Consider the following 19,023-nt stretch of genomic DNA (forward strand, 5'->3'; position numbering starts at 1 on the left):
TAGTGGGACATTTTGATTTGTGTTCTCTTGAGACATTATCATTTACGTTTAACATACCAAAAATATCTTTCCTTAGAATTATTGACAGTCTAAAGTAATTCTGTTATCCTACTAATGTTGTATTTGTGTAGCACCACAACTGCAACCGCTCATCCTTGAGTTTAAGTGCATCAGCCACTCAAGTTGGCGAGTCTAAGTGTAGGTATTTATACCGAAAATCTAATAATAGGAGGTGCTTGAATGTACGCAATTATAAAAACAGGCGGCAAGCAAATTAAGGTAGAAGAAGGACAAACAATCTTCGTTGAGAAGCTAGACGTTGCTGAAGGCGATAAAGTAACTTTTGATGAAGTCGTTTTAGTAGGTGGTGAAGGTGAAACAAAGGTAGGTTCACCATTAGTTGCTGGAGCAAGTGTAGAAGCGACTGTTGAGAAACAAGGACGCGAAAAGAAAGTGGTTACTTTCAAATATTTACGTCGTAAAGATTCTCACCGTAAGCAAGGACACCGTCAACCATACACTAAATTAACTGTTAACGCGATTAAGGCTTAATCATGATTCAAGTACAAATCAGCCTTTCAAAAGAGGGTCAAGAAGTTAAAGAAATCGAAATGACAGGACATGCTGGTTATGGTGAACATGGACAAGATATTGTCTGTGCCGCAGTATCTAGCCAAGTTATTTCAGTAGAAAACTCTCTTTACCAACTCTTGCAAGTGCCTGTAGAAACCACTGTTAATGAAATGGAAGGTGGGTATCTCAAGCTCGTACTACCATCGATTGAACAAAAGAAGTTAAAACATGATGTGCAACTTTTGATGCGTCATTTAATTTTAGCTTTAGAAGTGACAGAACAAGCTTATCCCGAATATATCCAGATTAAACAAACTATACTATAGGAGGTGCTCTCTATGTTGAAATTAGACTTACAACTATTCGCTACTAAAAAAGGTGGAGGTTCTACTCAGAACGGTCGTGATTCCATTGCTAAGCGTTTAGGCGCTAAAGTTGGCGACGGTGAAGAAGTAACAGGTGGATCAATTATCTACCGTCAACGTGGAACAAAAATCCATCCAGGCGAAAATGTTGGCCGTGGTGGCGATGATACATTATTTGCAAAAATTGATGGAATCGTTAAATTCGAACGCAAGGGTAAAAAAGCTAAGAAAGTTTCAGTTTACCCAGTAGCTGTTGAAGCTTAATCGAAGTTTTTAAAATGCCTAACATCTTAAAAGCAGTCCTAGTTAAACTAAGACTGCTTTTTTGTTTGTCTAATGATTTGTTGAAGTGACAGTTAAGCCGTAGTCATCATTGGTCGTTTATTTCAATTTCTTTGAATGCTATATTATAAAAGTCTGTCTTATCAATTAAAATAATACTTTCTGATTCTTTGCTTTTATCGGCTATTAACTCATCTTCTGTTGACTGTTTAATTGCTCTTTTTTGATTGAAGTATTTTCTCAAATTTTGAAATTTCTTCCTCTAGTTTTCTGCTTTCTTTTTCCCTTGCGCAAAGCAGTTGTGTCACCCGAGGTCATCATGCTCACCAGCCGTAAAAGCCTCTTTCATTTCACTTCCTCTTTAAATAGTTGATGGCTAAAATATTTCCAGTAATTTAAAGTGACTATTCGATGGGGAATATAGCTAAGAAGCATAAATAAATATCTAATTATAATGTAACTTTAAGTAATAAAAAGGAAATGGTTTTCTTTTAAAATTAAAGGCATAACTTTTTTAAAATAAAAGGAGGCTGTGACATTAGTCAGCCTCCTTTAAAGTACAATATGGGTGCGTATGATTCTTTAATTCCAAATTAAAAGATCTAAATAATTCTGATACTCTTTAGGAAAATCGATTCTAAAGAGTGACTGGCTTTGTCCGGTGTTTAAATCGTAATAGCCATAATATTTCTTGCCAGAATCATTGAGGGAGAGAAGAGATGGCCCCTTACTGTTATAGTCAATCACTTGAATGCCTAGCCCAACTTCCAAAGATTCAAAATGTTCAATCGGAATCTCACCGATATAATTATCTTCCTTTATTGAGTAGCGGCCAAAGTGAGGCTTATTTTTTTGATATTCGATGATATAAATATGGTTAGAGTCAGCAGTCAGGATTTCGAAGCTATTTGAACTTGGAATGGTTACTTTAGTTTCTTGCCATGATTGGTCTTTAAAATCAAACAGAAAGAAGGGACCATTCTCGTCATTTTCAAGATTATAGCTAGTTTGAATAAAGGGAGCATCAAGAGAGAGGTTACTACTTAAGAATGGACTATTGAACCAAACATCTTTAGCTAGAGTTTCCTCATCACTATATACAGTATAGTCTTCTTCATTAATGAGTTTAAATTGGTTTTCTTTGTTGACTTCATCAAGTTGGTAAATTGTAATTTTGTTTTTAAAGGAAAATTTGTCGCTATTGCTGTTTCCCGATTCGATATTGTAAAGACACATTAGATAATATTTACCATCAACTTGTCGGACTTGAACATTTTGCAGATAGATTTTATCCGAGTCCTTAATTGAAGTTTTGATTGTAGGAATATCTTTGATAAGCTCCTTTTTATTTGTAAAGTCTAAAAAGTGAACTTTGATGGGTTTTTCTTCATTAGAAAACAAATCACTTTCAATCCAGAAATAGTGCTTATCTCCTTGATAGATTTGTTCTAGTGAATCTATTCCTTTGAAAAAGTTGGGGGCTTCTTTAGCTAATGCTTTTAATTCTTTATTTCCCTCAAAATCAAGGCTTTTGAATCTAAGATTTGAACGACTCAACTGAAAATCTCCACTTTTATTTTGGAACATTTCTTCTGGCAGAGAGAAGAAACTGTTTTGACTACTTAGTTGGACATACTCTTCAGGTAGATTGGTTAGTTTTTCATCTCCTTTTATTGAGGTTAATTTCCCAATAATCGGCGAGTTAAGACCATAGAGACTTCCTACTAATAAGATTAAACCCATGCCAATGATTGCAAAGTATTTAATCATTTGTTTATAATAATTCATCTTTCTACCTCCTTTAAATATGCAGATCTTTTGCGACATATTGACTGCCAATCCAGTAAGTGATACTTCCTACAAGGATAAAACTGAGTGGATAAAACGCATGAAACTCGAGATTAGTAGGTAGCATACCAAAAGCTATGAGTTTTCCAGTAAGATATGTTCCTGCTACTAGGATGAGCAAGTAGAGGACAGACCATTTCCAGGAATAGGCGCGTTCAAGCAGTACAAATAGAAGGGTGATTGGAATCAAGGCAAGCCAGGCTAAGATATTAACAAGCGATACCCAGATGGATTCGGTGAAAAGATTGGTGAAATAAGAAAAGTTGAAAACGAGATAGAGGGGCATATCATTTGAATACCGCTCTTGTAAGATCATTTGTAAGAGAAAATGAAAAACATATACTGTAAAATAAACGAATAAAATATTCAGGAAAAAATAAAAGACGAGGCTTAGAAATTTTGCATGGTAGAGGCTGGATCGTTTAAAAGGGCCAGCTAACCAGCGAGAAATCATTTTACCTTGGCTAAACCAATCTTTTAACCAGACTAAAAGGGTCGCAATGGCCGTACTAATAACTCCGATAATAAAGGCGATATTTATGATATTCAGCAATATACTTGGCTGAATAATCATATTTTGTTGAAAATTGCTTTGTATATTATTATTAATAGAAATTAAGGATAGGATTAGATAGATTAAAGCGATGGATAACCAGTAAAGTTTCTGTCTTTGTATTTCAAAATAAGTTAAACTTAATATTTCTTTCATTTAATTTAACTCCTTTCTTAACCATTCAACTAAGGATAGTTCTTCATTTTCACGCATATCTTCTAAATAGATAGAGTGTTTGATTTGGCCCTCACTCATTAAAACGGCTCGGTCGATAAAGTGTTCGACATCGTAAAGTTCATGAGTGGTTACTAAGACACCACAGTCTTTTTGGATAAATGAACCAAAGAGTTCAAGAATTTCTTCCCGGCTAAAGACATCGATGCCAGCAAAGGGTTCATCTAACAGAAGATAATCTGCCTCTAAAGATAAGCCTAACATTAAATTAAGTTTTGCTTGATTCCCCTTGGATAGCTCTTTAATGCGCTTACTATCTTCTAATTGGAAAAAATCTTGGATATCTTGTGCTCTAGTAGGATTCCAAGCAGGATAGAGATTGTACATAAATTCTTTGCATGCTTTAACCGTCATCGAAGGGGGAAAGTTGAGGTAATCGGGAACATGCCATATTCTAGCTTTAGCATCTCGCAATTTTATTTCATCAATATAAATTTCCCCTTGATAAGGCAAAAGTCTGGCAATACAGTTAATGAGGGTCGATTTTCCTGTACCATTAATGCCGATCAATCCAGTGATTTCACCTGGTTTAACTTCTAAATTGATGTCTTTAAGGACCTTATGCTTACTGAAAGACTTGTTGAGGTTTTCGATTTTAATCATGGTTAATGGCCTCCTTTTTAATTTGATAGCTATGGGTAAGGCGTTGGATGATATCTTCTAATTGCAAATCCATGGGAATTAAAACATCGACTAGGTTTTCGATGGCTTGATCAATGGATTCATATTTAAGTTGAGAAATTAATTGCGTATCAGTTGTTATGGTGCTAGGTCTTTGAGCTTGAGTAACAATCATACCTAAGTCCTCCATTTCTTTAAATGCCTTTTGAACGGTATTGGGATTGACTTTCCATTCCTTTGCTAATTGTCTTCTTGAGGGCAATTGATAACCCGGCGTATATTTGCCTGTGATGATCTGATCTTTTACCCAAGTAATAATTTGGGTATAGATGGGTAGATTGGGTGCAAGTTTCATTATTTTACCTCCATTAAAGCTTTATTATATTCCAAGATGTGTCCCACAATCATAATACAGCTTGTTTAAGTGTATTATACGAGCCATACACTTTTAAGTCAAGGTATGAAGGTAAAAATGCAAGTAAAAGATGAACGGAATGAATGGTGATAAAGATTTAAGCAAAAGTCAAGCTAAGCTATGGTATGATGAAGGAGAAATAATATTTATGAAGGAGGAATGTTATGGATTTATTAGTCGATAAATTAAAAGAAGTGTTAGCTTCTGTACTGCCTATTATACTTATAGTCGTGATCATTTCATTGACCATGGTCAATGTGTCGGCAGATATGATGATTCGTTTTTTAATAGGGGCTGTCTTTTTAATTATAGGTTTAACGATCTTCTTATTTGGTGTGGAAGTTGGTATGAGTCCTATAGGAGATTTGATGGGGAAAAGTGTAGCAGATGCTCCCAATATTTGGGCCATTACAGGGCTAGCCTTTGTAATTGGTTTTTCGGTCACGGTCGCAGAACCTGATTTACTTATTTTAGGCCAACAGGTGGCTGATGCGATGGGAGGAGCTCTTACTTCAACGGTGATTGTTGCAATGGTCTCACTTGGTGTCGGCTTCTTAATTGCTTTTGGTATCGTGCGGATTTTGTCTTCCTTTTCGATTAAGTATTTTTTCTTAATTGCTTATGGGTTGATCGCCTTAATGGCCTTATTGGTTTCTAATGATTTTATAGCCATTGCTTTCGATGCGTCAGGTGCTACGACAGGTGCCTTAACCACACCTTTTATCTTAGCATTATCAGCGGCTGTTTCATCTCGTAAAGGGGGGCACATGGCTGAGGAAGATTCTTTTGGTTTAGTAGGTGCCATGAGTGTCGGGCCAATTTTAGCAGTTATTTTATTATCAGTTATTACAGGAGTAAGTTTCCAAGGGCAAGCAGAAGTTTATCGTTATACGGAGGGAATTATTGCCCCATTCTTTTTGGCTATTGGACACACCTTGCTTGAGTCTTTAATGGCCCTCGCTCCCTTAGCCATTTTGTTTGCGATTATGAATTGGAAACAATTTAAGCTCAAAAAGCGTGAACTCAAACGGATTATCAAAGGGGTTACTTACACTTTGATTGGACTGGTTCTCTTTCTAATAGGTGTCAATCAAGGCTTTATGGATATGGGGCGTTTTCTAGGTAATATGTTAGCGCGTGACTATCAGGCATGGTTACCCGTAATTGGTTTGATTATGGGCTTGGTGATTGTTTTGGCTGAGCCAGCCGTTCACGTATTGGGAGACCAAGTTGAAGCGGTAACGGGTGGTTTTATTAAGAATAAACTTTTACTTGTCTTTCTATCTATTGGAGTAGGCCTAGCTGTCAGTGGGTCACTGGTTCGTATCCTAGTGCCTAGTATTCAAATCTGGTATTATTTATTACCTGGCTTTCTTTTAGCCATCTGTTTATCCTTTTTTGTAGATGATTTATTTGGAGGGATTGCTTTTGATGCGGGAGGCGTAGCTTCCGGACCAATGACGGCAACTTTCATCCTGTCCTTTGCACAAGGGGCAGCGGATCGGATTCCAACGGCAGATGTGGTAACGGATGGCTTTGGTGTCATCGCAACGGTTGCAATGGCGCCAATCGTCATGATATTATTACTCGGAATCATCTATAAGTGGAAATTAAAACAAGAAAAAATAGCATAGGAGGGTATTTATGCAGACAGTCTTATTTTTTGCAATTGTTAAGAAGGGTACAGCCTCCTATTACCTTGAGCAGGCACGCCTGGCAGGAGCCACCGGTGGAACGATCTTTCAAGCAGAAGGAACAGTTGCCAATCCTTTCTTAGATTTATTAGGTTTGAATGATTCCAAGCGTGAAGCCTTATTGATGTTGGTTGATCATTCAAATGAAGAAAGAATTCATCAAGTCTTAACCGAAAAGTGTGAATTACCTAAAAAAGGAAAGGGCATTCTCTTTTCAATTAATACAAGTAGTGTCTATGGCAGTCACCAGTTAATGCATGAATTTAATGAGGGAGGTCAAGAAATGAGTAAGTATCAATTAGTAGCTACAATTGTTGATCGTGATTCAGGGGATGAAGTAGTGGAAACTGCTCGTGAAGAAGGAGCAGGTGGAGCAACTATCCTCCATGGTCGAGGACTAGGTTCGAAGAAAGCTCCTAAGATTTTTAATGTTCAAATTGAACCGGAAAAAGAGCTTGTCTTAATGATTGTTGAGACACAAAAAGTGCCTGAAATCATTGAAAAAGTTTCTAAAGCCATGGATATTGACCAACCGGGTAAGGGAATCCTTTTTACTATCGATGTCAACGATGTAAGCGGGCTTTTCCAACAAATAAACTAATTATGTAAAACTAAAAAAGTGGATTAAGACGAATGATTAGCTTATGATACATTTATTAAAAGGGAAAAATGACAAAAGAAGTTTGTCGTAACACCGAAAATAAAGCTATTTAATATAGTATCAATTCGAAAAGTAATTTTTTGAAAAAATAAATATTAAAAAAGCAAGATGAATTAAATTAATAATTTATCTTGCTTTTTAGTATTGCTAAATTTTTGCTAATCTTATGATACCTCTAAATAAAAATTGTAATTTAACAGGAGCGACAGTATATATTTTTTTAGCACCTGTCCATGATATATATCCTTCATATTTTATGCCGTTCCTATACTCTACATACCATTGTTTATAGGATCTAGGGACCGGACCCGGGTCAGTTGGTACCACTTTCCATACTTCTACAAAAAGAGTACGCGGAGGCCAAACTTTCGACCTGAATATATAATCCTCTTTTGTTACATCTGTATCTTCAGTAGAAACAGATTGTGTAGTAATATAATCCTCTTTTGTTAGATCATTATCTTCAACAGAAACAGATTATGTAGTTATATAATCCTCTTTTGTTAGATCGTTTTCCTCAGCAGAAACAGATATAGTTGATAGACCTAAAAATATAGTTAGAATTAATATTGATTTTATATAATTATTTTTTTTCATAATTATTTTCCTTCCTATGTTTTTTATCTACAAAATAAAATAATGAATACACAAACACAAATCCTATTATTCTATACAATAAGTTATCAAAAAAATATGAAATCGTTAATTTCCCTTGGAAAAATGTTATTAATACGCTTACCAAAATATATACTCCTACAAAAAGTAACTCATTTATTATTTTGCTTAGTTTCTTCATAAAATTCACCTAATGATCCTTTTAAGTTACGATTATTGTAAATAATTGTATTGATAACGAAATCCTCTTACAACAAATACTCTTGCATAGTCAGAAAAACCGATAGCACCAATAGCTCCATCTATAGCCGCTGCTGCAAGTTTAAATTGTGGTGGTAACAACATAAGTATAAATCTTGTTGCAACTCCCGTACCAGCTCCACCTAGAATACTAAACGTTGACGCACTTATATATACATCCTCATTACCTTTTGATGCTTTTCCATGCCATACCAACTTTGTTACCCCGTTACTTTGTCTTCTTAACATGCTAGTACTATCATTTGAAAATTTAGAAGTATCTATTCCTAGATCATTAAAATACTTTATAAGTTTATCATCTGTGATAGTTACAACTGTCTCATCACCATTTTCCGAAGTGTCAAAATACTCTGAATTTTCTTTATAAAAATCCATTACAACATTATCATTAACATTAGCTGTTTCCTTTATTGAAGTACTTGCATGGGCATTAACATCAAAATTAAAGAGAGAACTTACCATTATCATTAAACTTACTGCTATCACACTCAACTTATTCTTTGCACACATCAACACCAACCATCTTTCAAAAATTTATTGTTAATAGTATATACAAAAAAATCAGATATAACATCCTTTTTTTAAAAATTATAAATAATTAAATTTGTTTTATAAAAATTTATTATTTTTAACTTAAATAAAAGTCTTAACAAGAGAAAAAATATACCATCATTACTTTTGCAAATTATTAGGAATGGTAACTCAGCGCTGTCAATAACTATCGAAACAATAAAATAAATTAATGATTGATTATAATTTACTAAGATTTTAAAAACCTACTTGAAAGTGATTACATTCTTGTCAAAAAAGGGTATAATATCCTTGATAGTAAAGGAGTGGTGGCAATGGTAAAAAAAGTAATGGACTATTTTGATTTAACTCCGAAAGGGATTCTTTATTCTGTTTTGATAATGACGCTTGGCTGTATTGTTTATGCTTTTGGAGTAAACTATTTCTTAATCCCAAATCATTTTGGTAATGGTGGTGTAACGGGTGTTTCTATGTTGGCCTATTATTTACTTAAAATACCAACCGGTACAAGCAACTTCATCGTTAATGCCATTTTATTAGTGGTTGGATGGAAATACCTAAGTAGGCGAACCTTGCTTTATACAATTTATGCTTCAACTTGTTTAAGTTTTTGTTTAAATGTTATCCAACCAGCTCCTTATATTGCAACTAATATTATTATCCCTGCTGTAGCAGGTGGAGTTCTTTTAGGAGCAGGTATTGGTTTAGTTCTTAGAGGCAATGGGACTACTGCCGGAACGGATATTGTTGCTATGATTATGCAGCAGTATCTAGGAATCAGTTTCTCTGCTGGTTTGTTAATGTGTGATATGCTAGTCATTTTAGCTTCAAGTTTCATCATTGGTGTAGATATGACGATTGTGACAATCATGATGATGTTTATTGCGAGTCAGACCGTAAACTTCGTGACAGATGGGGTCAACCGTCGAAAGTCCGTGATGATATTCTCCTCTAAGAAAGAAGAAATTGCGGATATAGTAATTAAAGAGATGGTGCGAGGTATCACTGTATTTAGGGCATATGGTTACTATTCTAAGCAAGAAAGGGAAGTCTTACTGGCAATAGTGAATCGTAATCAGGTTGTTCAATTACAAAGATTAGTGACTCAAATTGATCCCAAAGCCTTCGTCACTATTTCAGACGTTCAACAAGTAATTGGCGAAGGGTTCACCTTCTTTTCCTATGAAAGTCCACACAAAAATAGATACCATTAACCATTAGTAATTAACTGATCTAACGAACTCGATTGAAAGGTGAAGCCCCTTTTTAATCGAGTTTTTATCTTGCTACATAAGGAAATAAATGAAGAAGCTAATAATATTTCCCTGCTTCAAAAGCAATGGATACCATTGATCGAGCTGTGCTCTTTAATCCAGCCATCTTAGCATTGGATGAAGTACGTTCTTCAGTCGATAGTTTTTTTAGAAAGATTAAATGAAGAAGGTATGGATAAGGTAAGGGAGGGGGACCTCCTTCGTAATGCTCTACCGCTTATCGACTATTTGTAATGCCGATATTATCTTGTTGATGAAGAGTGGTAATATTAGTGAAAAAAGAAACATGATTTGCTTTAAGTAGCTAATGGGTGTTATGCAGACGGCTATTAAAGTCAGTTTGCTAATCAAGCTTAGAAAAAAGCTCACTCAAATGAGTGGGCTTTTTGAATAGAAAGATGGATAGCACTAAAATCCTAGCTTGATAGGCTGGGATTGAGGGTAGAACTTTAATCAACATAATGATACTGATATTGGTAAATGCGAATTAAATGGTTGCGCTTATCGGTACGCACCTTGAAAACAAAAGTGTGAGTACGTTGGTCGAGACTGTGTTTTTGAGGGATACGAAAATAATTAATGGTTGATGCCGACATCATTCGTAATAACTCATCCTCTAGAAAAGCAAGAGGAACTTTCAGCTTAGAATAACGATAGAAATCCTCTTGAAATCGTTGATAATTTTCACTGAAATAATCAAATTGTGTTTGATTATGGTGGTAGTCATTGGTTTTCATTATTCCACCTCCTCAGCAAGTGTAATATCGATAATTTGTTCAAAAGCTAAAAGGAGATAGTTTCTAGAAAGGGGGTCTTCAATCGCACAATGGTCTAGATTTAGCTCTTTAAGAGTGCCGGTAAATGATTGGTGGGCCTTATTTGGATGATTGCCTTGATAAATAAGGCTAATGGAGAGTTTTTGAACATAGGCTTGGCTGAGTAAAAGAAATTTCTCCTTAGGAGACAGTCTGGCCGGGCTTGAGTCAGTAAAGCTGTGTGACAGAGCAGAGCTATGTTCTGATAAGAAAAAGCCCATCCATTTAGCCATTTTGCGATCTTGATATTGACGTGCAGCTTTAGATGATAAGTAAGACCGATCTACACTCATTCTAAACCATCCAATCCGCCTGCTCCGCCTGCTGCATGACCACCTATCAACTTGCTTCGAGCAATGGAACGAGAACTTTCTAGTAAGGCGCTAGCTTTTAAAACAGAGACGTAGCCAAAACGTTTTCGAATAGCATCTACTGTTTTATCGAGGCGCTCTTCTTTTGATATTTGTCTTGGCTCTTCAAAAAGCGAAAAGTAATGGATGTTTTCTTCTACCAAGCCCGAATAACGAACACCAATATGGCGAACGGGTCCGTTTTTATATTTAGAGCGAAAGAGCTCAATCACAGTGGCTGTTAAGACTTTTGTTTGCTGGCTAGGATCGATTTTGGTTTGAGCGCGAAGGGGAGATAGGTCAACTGCTTTGGAATAACCGACAGAGACAGAGACCAGCTGTGCTTTTTTGCCAGCCCGTCTTAAACGAATGGCCACTTGTTCTGCCATTTCACTCAAAAGCAATTCAATATCTGCTTGCTGAGTATAATCATGGGGTAAAATTTGCGAATTACCGATAGCTCTAGACTTCGGACGATAAGGCTCACTAACTTTACTTTCGTCGACCCCATTGGCATGAAAGAATAATTGCAAGCCAATTACACCGAACTCCTTTTTTAATTGTTCAGGATTAGCATGGGCTAGATCATAAATGGAATGAATCCCTAACTGATTGAGTCGTTTGGCTGTGCGCTTACCAATCCCCCAAAAATCAGTTAAATTTGGAATGGCCCATACTTTGCTTGCAACATCTTCATAGGACCAATTTGCTCGCATGGTCGGCTTCTTTTTAGCCTCGTTATCTAAAGCGAGCTTAGCCAATAAAGGATTGGCATTAGAAAGACCAATGGTTGAAGCGATTCCTGTTTTACGCCAGATATCCAGTTGAATTTTACTAGCTAACATTTCTAATTTGTCTCGACGTGACACCTGACGATCAGGAATAAAGTAGTTCAAAACATGCGTTAAATCAATAAAGCTTTCATCAATCGAATAGGGGAGAATATCTTCTTCAGAAGCATACTGGGTTAACAGCTTTAAAAGGTCGATATTCTTTTTAATATAAAGGTCCATCCTGGGTGGCACAAATAATGAACGTTTGGCCCAAGATTCAATATAACGAACATAGGCAGGATCCGTTCGTAAGCCATTACGTCGAGCGTTGCGATAGTTGAATCGTCGATTATGAAGAGAGAAGGGTAAATCATAAGTTCGTCCCACATTGCTACGCCCAAAAACTTGCTTAAAAATGGGAGAAGAAGCCAAAATCAGCCCTTGAGAAGTGTCTGTTTGACTCATGACACAAAGGCTTGTTCTTAGAGGATGCAAGCCACGCTCAACACACTCTACGCTCGCATAGAAGGATTTCATATCGATAAAAGCAATATCAGATTTAGGTTCACGGCTATAATCAATAATAGTCATTACAAATTCCTCCTGTAAGCAACAGTTTAATACGAACGGATGTTCGTGTCAATAGCGAAAATAATTTAAAGAATTTTATGAGATAGGAAACATTTTAAAAAGAGTATTTTATTACTGTTTTTAAAATAAAATTTCTTTAAAAGAGCTACAATTATTACTATTCAGCAAAATGCAGTTAAAAAATAAGATAATTTAAAAAACGCTTTCATATAACTTTTTTTCGTGTATAATATAAGCATAGTAATAACTCGAGTTTGCTAAAAAAATTCCAAATGGAGGGGAAAAAATGTCAGAGAATAAAAATGACAGAATTAAAATCAAAACGGGTTTAGTCGGTCGGTTGCTGATAGCTATTGCAATGGGTATTTTGATTGGGCGTTTGCCATTTGTTCCTGAATGGTTTATTAGAATTTTAGTTACTTTATCTAGCCTGTTTTCAGCCTTTTTAGGTTTCTTTATTCCTTTAATGATTATTGGTTTAGTAACTAAAGGAATTGCAGATCTTACAGAAGGAGCAGGCAAATTACTAGGTATGACAGCTTTAACAGCTTATGGATCAACCCTTATAGGGGGGACTTTTGCTTACTTTGTGGCAACAAGTATTTTCCCTAGTTTTATTACCAGTGATTTAGTCAATAAGATTACTGAAGCAGGAGAAGGAGCTACTCCATTCTTTACGGTTCCGATAACGCCTATTTTAGAAGTTACAACAGCGGTTGTGCTGGCTTTTATGATGGGGCTTGTTATTTCGTGGTTACGGGCTAATCGAAATTCTGGACAGGTACTTTACCAATTGACTGTTGAGTTTGAAGAAGTGGTAGTTAAAGTATTAGAAACGGTAATTATTCCCTTGTTGCCAATTTATATTCTAGGAAATTTTGCAAATATGTCTTATTCTGGATCGGTATTTGCAGTACTATCTATCTTCTGGAAAGTATTCGTTATTGTCATTATTATGCATTTACTTTATGTTAGTTTATTATTCATTGGTGCAGGAAGCTATGCTGGAAAAAACCCATTACGACTCATTAAAAATCAAATTCCAGGTTATATGACGGCAGTTGGGACCCAGTCATCTGCTGCAACTATTCCGGTGAACTTAGATTGTGCAGAAAATAATGGTGTATCTGAAGAAATTCGTAATTTCGTTGTCCCTCTATGTGCAACTATTCATTTAGCAGGTTCGATGATTACTATTACTTCCTGTGCGACAGCCTTATTATTAATGTATGATCTTCCGCACAGCTTTAGTATAATTTTTGGCTTTATCTGCATGTTAGGTATTGCGATGGTAGCAGCTCCAGGAGCACCTGGAGGAGCTATTATGTCAGCTGTACCATTCTTACCAATGGTAGGAATTGTTGGAGATGCTATGCAACAATTAATGATTTCGCTGTATTTAACTCAAGACTCTTTTGGTACTGCAGCGAATGTTTCAGGAGATAATGCCATAGCAGTTTTTATTGATAAAATATATTCCGATAAGATTAAAAGCTAAAAATAGCACTGTAATAAGCTCTTCATTAGTTAGCCAGCGACCTAACTAATGAGGAGTTTTTTAATACTTAAGAATAAATACATTATTCAGACTTTATTTTTAGAAGTAAGAAGCATAAGATAGGAGTATGAAAGTGAGGGATTAATATGGGATGTACAACAATTTTAGTAGGTAAAAAAGCCTCTTATGATGGGTCAACGCTTGTCGCACGAAACGAAGACTCTGTTTCGGGACAATTTAATGTTAAAAAAATGGTCAAAGTCGATAGTCAAGGACATCCGTCTCACTATCGGTCGGTGTTAGCTCACTTAGAAATTGAGTTGCCAAGTGACCCATTAGCTTATAGTATGACCCCTGATGCTGTAGGAGACCAGGGAGTTTGGGGAGCGTGTGGGGTCAATGCCGCAAATGTTGCCATGACTGCGACCGAAACGATCACTTCCAATGCGCGAGTGTTAGCTGCTGATCCATTGGTAACCTACCAAGAAGCTAGGGGTGAGCAGGGGAGCGATAATTATCAAGCAGAAATTCCTGGAGGTATCTCAGAAGAAGATATGGTATCGCTCGTCTTACCTTTTATACGGTCTGCTCGTGAAGGGGTAAAGCGGTTGGCAAGTTTGTTAGAAGAATACGGCACTTCCGAGATGAATGGGATTGCTTTTCAAGATGTCGATGAAATTTGGTGGTTGGAAACAATAGGGGGTCATCATTGGTTAGCTAAACGGGTACCAGATGATTCCTATGTAGTGATGCCTAATCAATTTGGAATAGATTCCTTTGATTTAGAAGATGCATTCGGTCAACAAAAAGAGCATATGTGTTCAGCTGATTTAAAAGAGTTTATTCAAGAGAATCACTTAGATTTATCAAAAGATGGTCCATTTCAGCCACGTTTGGCCTTTGGCTCAAGAACTGCTGCAGATTTAGTATATAATACGCCACGAGCTTGGGTAATGGGACGCTTTTTCAATCCAACAACTTATAAGTGGGAAGGCTCAGAGGCAGATTACACACCACAATCCTTTGATATCCCATGGTCCTTTGTGCCTGAACATAAAATTACTGTCCAAGAAATAAAAGAGATCCTTTCCAATCATTACCAAGGAACCCCGTATGATCCATATCTTACTAAGGGCTCAAGCGAAATGCGAGGCGCTTACCGGACAATTGGAATCAATCGCAATAATTTTTTAGGCCTAACTCAAATTCGGCCTTATATGCCGGAAAACAATCGCAGTCTTCAATGGATGGCCTTTGGATCAAATGTCTTTAATGCCATGATTCCTCTATATCCTCAAGCGAGTGAATTTCCGGCTTATCTCACTCAGACAGATGATCAAATCACAACGGACAGTCTGTATTGGTCTGCTAGAATGATTGCTGCTTTAGCGGACGCACATTATTATCAAACGCAAACAGTGATAGAGTCTTATCAGTCCAAGGTGGACCATCAAGCTTTAGCAATCATTAAAGCCTATGATCAAAAACTTGCAACAAGCCCTAGCTCTCAAAGTCAGCAAATATGTGAGCAAGCCAATCATAAACTGGTCGCCATGTTACAAGAAGAAACACATCAGACGCTTAAAAAGGTATTAGATATTGCTTCCAATGGCATGAAGAATGCCTATGCTCGATCTGATCAATAAGTTTTATGTCTAGCAAATAGGAACCGACCCCCAACTGTTAGCTTTTTGTCTAACGGTTGGGGGTCTTTTGGTTTGATAAAGTCTGCCTAAGAAGCCAGCAAAAGAAGAGGGTGGCTGTATGAGTGAATAGGGTCTGATTATTAGTTTTTGAGTGATCGGCAATCACATTGGTTTGATAAGCAGATTCAATCATCGTTCTTGTTAATTCAGCAGTTTGAGAATTAGGACGAAAGAGTCTTTTAACGAAGTCAGTCGTTCGCACATTCATAAAAGATTTATCGACTGGAAGTGGTTGATAGATTGGACTAGTTAGGGCGCTTAAAGTAATGTAATTTTACTTGTTTGAGAGGCGCGTCTTTATCATTTATCCAATCGCAACATAAGACTTTGGGAAAGTATCCAACGATTTTTTTCTTCTCTTAAGTTAAAAAAGTTCGGTGTTGTTCAATGTTTTAGAGACATTGTTTTTTATTCAATCTTGCTTTAAATTGCTTCACTAATGATTGTAAAGTGTACAGGAGGTCTATTTAGTCACATTCATAATATTGTGTGTAATTACCACAACATTATGGATGTGGCCGTTTTTTAATTGTATAAGTATGGTATTTTTAAAATTTAAGGAGTGATAATATGTTAGGAAAGAATAATGTTACAGAGTTACAAAAGAAAAATGCTAGAAAGAAAAAAATCTATAGTTTAAGAAAATATAGTGCAGGCTTAGCATCCGTTGCTATTTCAAGTATGTTCTTTTTGGGTTCGAATAGTGCTTTAGCAGCAGAAAACACTACGGAAACTTCCCAAATTGAAGAATTAGGAAATGATGATAAGGAGCAAGGTATTCAACCTTTAAGTAAGCCGGTTGAGGTAAAAAAACAAGTTGAAACCCCTGCAGTCATTAAAATTGATGATGCAGAAATATCGGCTGTTGATCAGAGTTTATCAACAGCAATTGTAGAAACTGTAGAATCAGTTGATTCTAACGAGATTCATAGTGAAGAAGTGTTAGAAGAGACTAACAGTACCGAAATGAGTGTGGAATCATCAGCTGATGAGAAAACAGTAGAGTACGAGAGCGTCTCAACTTCTATTCCAGAAACAGTCGGCAGCTTAGTTGAAGAGACAACTGAGAGTTCTACTGAAGAATCTATATCTACTGAAGAAGAAATAGTTTCAGAGGAAGAGCTAATCATTGATGAAGAAGCCGCTGTGATTGAAGAAAGTGTAGTCAATGAGTCAGACTCCATTGTTAATTCAGAAGAAAAAAGTTTGGGAGAATCAGATGACCAGTTAAGTGAACTTCATCAATTAATTGATGGTGAAATTGATCGCGAGGCGGTGATCCGTCAACAATTAGCAGAGATATACAGTGCTGAAGAAATTGAAGGAATCCTTTCAGGCGTTGATAAAGAGACCCTTCAAAATGCGTCCGCAGAAGTTTTGATGGAGAAAATTACTCAAGCTGGGATTGATTATGCTGAAAAACACTCTGGCTTTCAAATGTTTGCTATCCAAAATGCCACAGGAAGAGATGTAAAGGATTTAATCCAATTTAGTGATTTGCAATTTAAAATACTTGGTGGGAATAACCCGAATGAATTGCAACCGACTTCACAGGGGAAAATTGCGTTTACTGGTAAGTACCAATTAGACAATGCTATTAAAGCAGGCGATTTTTTTGATGTTAACTACGGCGATTATGTATTGCCTGGAGGCATAGATGTACCTCGAAATAGTGTTCATTTGCTAGATAGTCAAGGCAATTTAATTGCACAAGCATTTTATGATCCGGAATCCAATACCACTCGTTACATATTCACTCAATATGTGGATCATAACAAGGATATAAAAGGATCATTTAATGATCAACTGGTGGCCAATCGAGATACAGCTGTAGTTGATAAGAAATCGTATCCTGTTACAGTAACTATTGGAAATCAAACCAAGAGTCAAGATATAATTGTGGATTATGGAAATAATAAGACTAGAAAAGTAGTTCAAGCAATTAGTGAATTAGGGAAAGATTCAGAGGGTCGGAAGTTATTTAAATATACGGTTTATGTAAATAATGATGGGAACCCAATTGGAGGGTATTCGGACATCCGATTTAAATCTGATAAATTCCATATTGACCCTGATTCGGTGGAAGTTCACAAAGTGAAACCTAAGAAATCAAATAATTCAGCCTATCCTTCTCAAATTATGCGCGATAGCCTAATCCCTGATCTTGATGGAGATAGTAAGAATTATAATGTAACTAAAGTAAAGGGTAACGTTTCGGATTACCACGGTAAAAGCCGTATCTATTTAGGATCAGCGGTAGCAAATGAACGTTACATAGTCACTATGACCTTTGTAGAGGATGCGCCAGGTGCTTCTGATGTACTTGAAAAACCAAGAGTAGATACTTATCTTTATGACAAAGGTGATCCAAGCGCTCCCCATATTGCTGAGGGTGGTTCATTTATAGGCAAAACAAGTGTATCCTCTACAGGTGAAAGTACAGAAGAAACCGGATCATTCATAGAACATCATATTTATCAAACAAAAAAATCAGACGGTTCGATTGTGATTGATTTAAAAGATGATAAGTCGGCTCAAACTGGTAAATGGAACGAGTTTTATCGAACGCAAAAACAAGATAAAGAGGGCTATCAACTTGTTGAGATAAAAAATTTAATTAACAATCCAAAATATAATGAGGATGGTAGCCCTGCTACAGGAAGTTATAAACCAGAGAAGACAATTGAAATAACCTATGTGTATCAAAAAGACGAAACTCCAACGCCTGAACCCGATCCTAATCCGAGTGTCAAAGATGAACTTTATGAGATGACAGTTGAAGATGAAGGTTTTGGTTCTGAGTTCCAATATAATAAAGACTTAGCTCCTGGAACTATCAAAAAGGTTCAAGAGGGTCGATCTGGTAGATATCGTGTTTTATATAAGCATGTTAACCCAGAGGAAATACCAACACACTCAGATGGAAGTTTTTATGAAAACTTTGTAGAAATAAATGGAAAATATTGGCAAGAAGTTTCACGTGAGACGATCCAAGAAGCCAGACCAGACATTTTCCAATATAATTTCGTAACGATTACTGAAACGATTAAAAAAGAAGACGGTGGGGTAGAGATTCATTATAATGATGGAACGACTATCGTGATACCAGGGCCTGAAAAACCTGCTGATCCTGAAAAACCACTTTTACCATCCCAACCAATTGTGGAAATTACTCCGGGTGAAGAAGATGGGCGGAATGGTAATTATGTTACCATTAAAATTTACAATCCAAACACTGATGTCTATGAATCTGATAAAACTATCTTTATACCAGATGGATCTGATGGACAAAATGGTCAAAATGGTCAAGATGGAAAATCACCAACTGCAGAAGTCGTAGATAATGGCGATGGTACTCATACC

At 36.4% G+C, this 19,023-nt stretch carries 19 protein-coding genes and 1 other annotated feature; of the genes, 9 read left to right on the forward strand and 10 right to left on the reverse strand.

All coding sequences use genetic code 11. The annotated features are described in order from the left end of the window. Nucleotides 1–133: 133 nt before the first annotated feature. Nucleotides 134–204 (forward strand) — a sequence feature (ribosomal protein L21 leader region). A gap of 36 nt (nucleotides 205–240) precedes the next feature. The 3 genes from rplU to rpmA are packed head-to-tail and all read left to right on the forward strand — an operon-like array spanning nucleotide 241 to nucleotide 1,202. After that, on the forward strand, nucleotides 241–552 hold the full coding sequence (gene rplU / locus ACQV2X_RS07745) for a 50S ribosomal protein L21 (RefSeq protein WP_258436143.1): 312 nt from the start codon (nucleotides 241–243) through the stop codon (nucleotides 550–552). 2 nt (nucleotides 553–554) lie between these two features. Continuing rightward, nucleotides 555–899 (forward strand): ribosomal-processing cysteine protease Prp, encoded by a 345-nt coding sequence (locus tag ACQV2X_RS07750; protein WP_428874422.1) that lies wholly within the window; start codon nucleotides 555–557, stop codon nucleotides 897–899. Nucleotides 900–911: 12 nt separating this feature from the next. Then, complete coding sequence (gene rpmA, locus ACQV2X_RS07755) at nucleotides 912–1,202, forward strand: 50S ribosomal protein L27 (protein ID WP_090290150.1); 291 nt, start codon at nucleotides 912–914, stop codon at nucleotides 1,200–1,202. Nucleotides 1,203–1,308: 106 nt separating this feature from the next. Here the strand turns inward: rpmA and ACQV2X_RS07760 are convergent, their stop codons facing one another. The 5 genes from ACQV2X_RS07760 to ACQV2X_RS07780 all read right to left on the reverse strand — a co-directional run bounded on the left by ACQV2X_RS07760 (nucleotide 1,309) and on the right by ACQV2X_RS07780 (nucleotide 4,831). After that, nucleotides 1,309–1,464: a hypothetical protein gene (locus tag ACQV2X_RS07760; RefSeq protein ID WP_428874421.1), complete on the reverse strand. Its 156-nt coding sequence runs from the start codon at nucleotides 1,462–1,464 to the stop codon at nucleotides 1,309–1,311. Nucleotides 1,465–1,802: 338 nt separating this feature from the next. After that, the gene (locus ACQV2X_RS07765) at nucleotides 1,803–3,008 is read right to left on the reverse strand and encodes a hypothetical protein (RefSeq protein ID WP_428894395.1); all 1,206 of its coding nucleotides are present in this window, start codon (nucleotides 3,006–3,008) and stop codon (nucleotides 1,803–1,805) included. Between the two features lie 13 nt (nucleotides 3,009–3,021). Next, nucleotides 3,022–3,777 (reverse strand): hypothetical protein, encoded by a 756-nt coding sequence (locus tag ACQV2X_RS07770; protein ID WP_428894396.1) that lies wholly within the window; start codon nucleotides 3,775–3,777, stop codon nucleotides 3,022–3,024. Further along, on the reverse strand, nucleotides 3,778–4,458 hold the full coding sequence (locus tag ACQV2X_RS07775) for an ABC transporter ATP-binding protein (RefSeq protein ID WP_428874418.1): 681 nt from the start codon (nucleotides 4,456–4,458) through the stop codon (nucleotides 3,778–3,780). Continuing rightward, on the reverse strand, nucleotides 4,451–4,831 hold the full coding sequence (locus ACQV2X_RS07780) for a GntR family transcriptional regulator (RefSeq protein ID WP_428874417.1): 381 nt from the start codon (nucleotides 4,829–4,831) through the stop codon (nucleotides 4,451–4,453). The genes ACQV2X_RS07775 and ACQV2X_RS07780 overlap by 8 nt, the downstream gene beginning before the upstream one ends. Nucleotides 4,832–5,055: 224 nt before the next feature. Between ACQV2X_RS07780 and ACQV2X_RS07785 the strand changes: the two genes are divergently transcribed. Continuing rightward, complete coding sequence (locus tag ACQV2X_RS07785) at nucleotides 5,056–6,525, forward strand: DUF1538 domain-containing protein (protein ID WP_428874995.1); 1,470 nt, start codon at nucleotides 5,056–5,058, stop codon at nucleotides 6,523–6,525. Nucleotides 6,526–6,535: 10 nt separating this feature from the next. Next, nucleotides 6,536–7,186 (forward strand): P-II family nitrogen regulator, encoded by a 651-nt coding sequence (locus ACQV2X_RS07790; protein ID WP_428874413.1) that lies wholly within the window; start codon nucleotides 6,536–6,538, stop codon nucleotides 7,184–7,186. 888 nt (nucleotides 7,187–8,074) lie between these two features. On the opposite strand, the gene ACQV2X_RS07795 is transcribed toward ACQV2X_RS07790, so the two are convergent. Further along, the gene (locus ACQV2X_RS07795; protein ID WP_428876042.1) at nucleotides 8,075–8,590 is read right to left on the reverse strand and encodes a hypothetical protein; all 516 of its coding nucleotides are present in this window, start codon (nucleotides 8,588–8,590) and stop codon (nucleotides 8,075–8,077) included. Between the two features lie 377 nt (nucleotides 8,591–8,967). Here ACQV2X_RS07795 and ACQV2X_RS07800 point away from each other — a divergent pair, with 377 nt between their 5' ends. Further along, entirely contained in the window at nucleotides 8,968–9,867 is a 900-nt protein-coding gene (locus ACQV2X_RS07800; RefSeq protein WP_428894397.1) for a YitT family protein, read from the forward strand. A gap of 509 nt (nucleotides 9,868–10,376) precedes the next feature. On the opposite strand, the gene ACQV2X_RS07805 is transcribed toward ACQV2X_RS07800, so the two are convergent. Genes ACQV2X_RS07805 through ACQV2X_RS07815 form a run of 3 tightly spaced genes read right to left on the reverse strand, consistent with a single transcriptional unit; the run spans nucleotide 10,377 to nucleotide 12,456 of the window. Then, complete coding sequence (locus ACQV2X_RS07805; RefSeq protein ID WP_428874407.1) at nucleotides 10,377–10,664, reverse strand: DUF5960 family protein; 288 nt, start codon at nucleotides 10,662–10,664, stop codon at nucleotides 10,377–10,379. Next, the gene (locus ACQV2X_RS07810; RefSeq protein WP_428874405.1) at nucleotides 10,664–11,035 is read right to left on the reverse strand and encodes a hypothetical protein; all 372 of its coding nucleotides are present in this window, start codon (nucleotides 11,033–11,035) and stop codon (nucleotides 10,664–10,666) included. Before ACQV2X_RS07810 ends, ACQV2X_RS07805 begins: the two co-directional genes overlap by 1 nt. Next, a complete protein-coding gene (locus tag ACQV2X_RS07815) occupies nucleotides 11,032–12,456 on the reverse strand; it encodes a Y-family DNA polymerase (RefSeq protein WP_428876046.1) in 1,425 nt (474 codons plus the stop codon). Before ACQV2X_RS07815 ends, ACQV2X_RS07810 begins: the two co-directional genes overlap by 4 nt. Before the next feature lie 286 nt (nucleotides 12,457–12,742). On the opposite strand from ACQV2X_RS07815, the gene ACQV2X_RS07820 reads away from it, so the two are divergent. Together ACQV2X_RS07820 and ACQV2X_RS07825 are read left to right on the forward strand one after the other, a co-directional pair. Next, nucleotides 12,743–13,954: a dicarboxylate/amino acid:cation symporter gene (locus ACQV2X_RS07820; RefSeq protein ID WP_428874403.1), complete on the forward strand. Its 1,212-nt coding sequence runs from the start codon at nucleotides 12,743–12,745 to the stop codon at nucleotides 13,952–13,954. 146 nt (nucleotides 13,955–14,100) lie between these two features. Beyond that, nucleotides 14,101–15,600 (forward strand): C69 family dipeptidase, encoded by a 1,500-nt coding sequence (locus tag ACQV2X_RS07825; protein ID WP_428874401.1) that lies wholly within the window; start codon nucleotides 14,101–14,103, stop codon nucleotides 15,598–15,600. Nucleotides 15,601–15,649: 49 nt separating this feature from the next. Here the strand turns inward: ACQV2X_RS07825 and ACQV2X_RS07830 are convergent, their stop codons facing one another. Next, a complete protein-coding gene (locus tag ACQV2X_RS07830; RefSeq protein WP_428875005.1) occupies nucleotides 15,650–15,928 on the reverse strand; it encodes a hypothetical protein in 279 nt (92 codons plus the stop codon). Nucleotides 15,929–16,230: 302 nt separating this feature from the next. Between ACQV2X_RS07830 and ACQV2X_RS07835 the strand changes: the two genes are divergently transcribed. Continuing rightward, nucleotides 16,231–19,023 (forward strand): Ig-like domain-containing protein (locus tag ACQV2X_RS07835; protein ID WP_428894398.1); only part of this gene is annotated, 2,793 nt, incomplete at its 3' end.

Origin of the sequence: Facklamia sp. P12945, from assembly GCF_050409485.1 — a bacterium.
Classification (GTDB): Bacteria; Bacillota; Bacilli; order Lactobacillales; family Aerococcaceae; genus Facklamia.

What these genes read in the sequence shown, in the direction of transcription:
- ACQV2X_RS07825 (WP_428874401.1), top strand. Translation starts at nt 14,101, where the DNA reads ATGGGATGTACAACAATTTTAGTAGGTAAAAAAGCCTCTTATGATGGG.
- ACQV2X_RS07815 (WP_428876046.1), bottom strand. Translation starts at nt 12,456, where the DNA reads ATGACTATTATTGATTATAGCCGTGAACCTAAATCTGATATTGCTTTT.
- ACQV2X_RS07790 (WP_428874413.1), top strand. Translation starts at nt 6,536, where the DNA reads ATGCAGACAGTCTTATTTTTTGCAATTGTTAAGAAGGGTACAGCCTCC.
- ACQV2X_RS07820 (WP_428874403.1), top strand. Translation starts at nt 12,743, where the DNA reads ATGTCAGAGAATAAAAATGACAGAATTAAAATCAAAACGGGTTTAGTC.
- ACQV2X_RS07765 (WP_428894395.1), bottom strand. Translation starts at nt 3,008, where the DNA reads ATGAATTATTATAAACAAATGATTAAATACTTTGCAATCATTGGCATG.
- rplU (WP_258436143.1), top strand. Translation starts at nt 241, where the DNA reads ATGTACGCAATTATAAAAACAGGCGGCAAGCAAATTAAGGTAGAAGAA.
- ACQV2X_RS07795 (WP_428876042.1), bottom strand. Translation starts at nt 8,590, where the DNA reads ATGATAATGGTAAGTTCTCTCTTTAATTTTGATGTTAATGCCCATGCA.
- ACQV2X_RS07785 (WP_428874995.1), top strand. Translation starts at nt 5,056, where the DNA reads ATGGATTTATTAGTCGATAAATTAAAAGAAGTGTTAGCTTCTGTACTG.
- ACQV2X_RS07780 (WP_428874417.1), bottom strand. Translation starts at nt 4,831, where the DNA reads ATGAAACTTGCACCCAATCTACCCATCTATACCCAAATTATTACTTGG.
- ACQV2X_RS07810 (WP_428874405.1), bottom strand. Translation starts at nt 11,035, where the DNA reads ATGAGTGTAGATCGGTCTTACTTATCATCTAAAGCTGCACGTCAATAT.
- ACQV2X_RS07805 (WP_428874407.1), bottom strand. Translation starts at nt 10,664, where the DNA reads ATGAAAACCAATGACTACCACCATAATCAAACACAATTTGATTATTTC.
- rpmA (WP_090290150.1), top strand. Translation starts at nt 912, where the DNA reads ATGTTGAAATTAGACTTACAACTATTCGCTACTAAAAAAGGTGGAGGT.
- ACQV2X_RS07800 (WP_428894397.1), top strand. Translation starts at nt 8,968, where the DNA reads ATGGTAAAAAAAGTAATGGACTATTTTGATTTAACTCCGAAAGGGATT.
- ACQV2X_RS07775 (WP_428874418.1), bottom strand. Translation starts at nt 4,458, where the DNA reads ATGATTAAAATCGAAAACCTCAACAAGTCTTTCAGTAAGCATAAGGTC.
- ACQV2X_RS07750 (WP_428874422.1), top strand. Translation starts at nt 555, where the DNA reads ATGATTCAAGTACAAATCAGCCTTTCAAAAGAGGGTCAAGAAGTTAAA.
- ACQV2X_RS07770 (WP_428894396.1), bottom strand. Translation starts at nt 3,777, where the DNA reads ATGAAAGAAATATTAAGTTTAACTTATTTTGAAATACAAAGACAGAAA.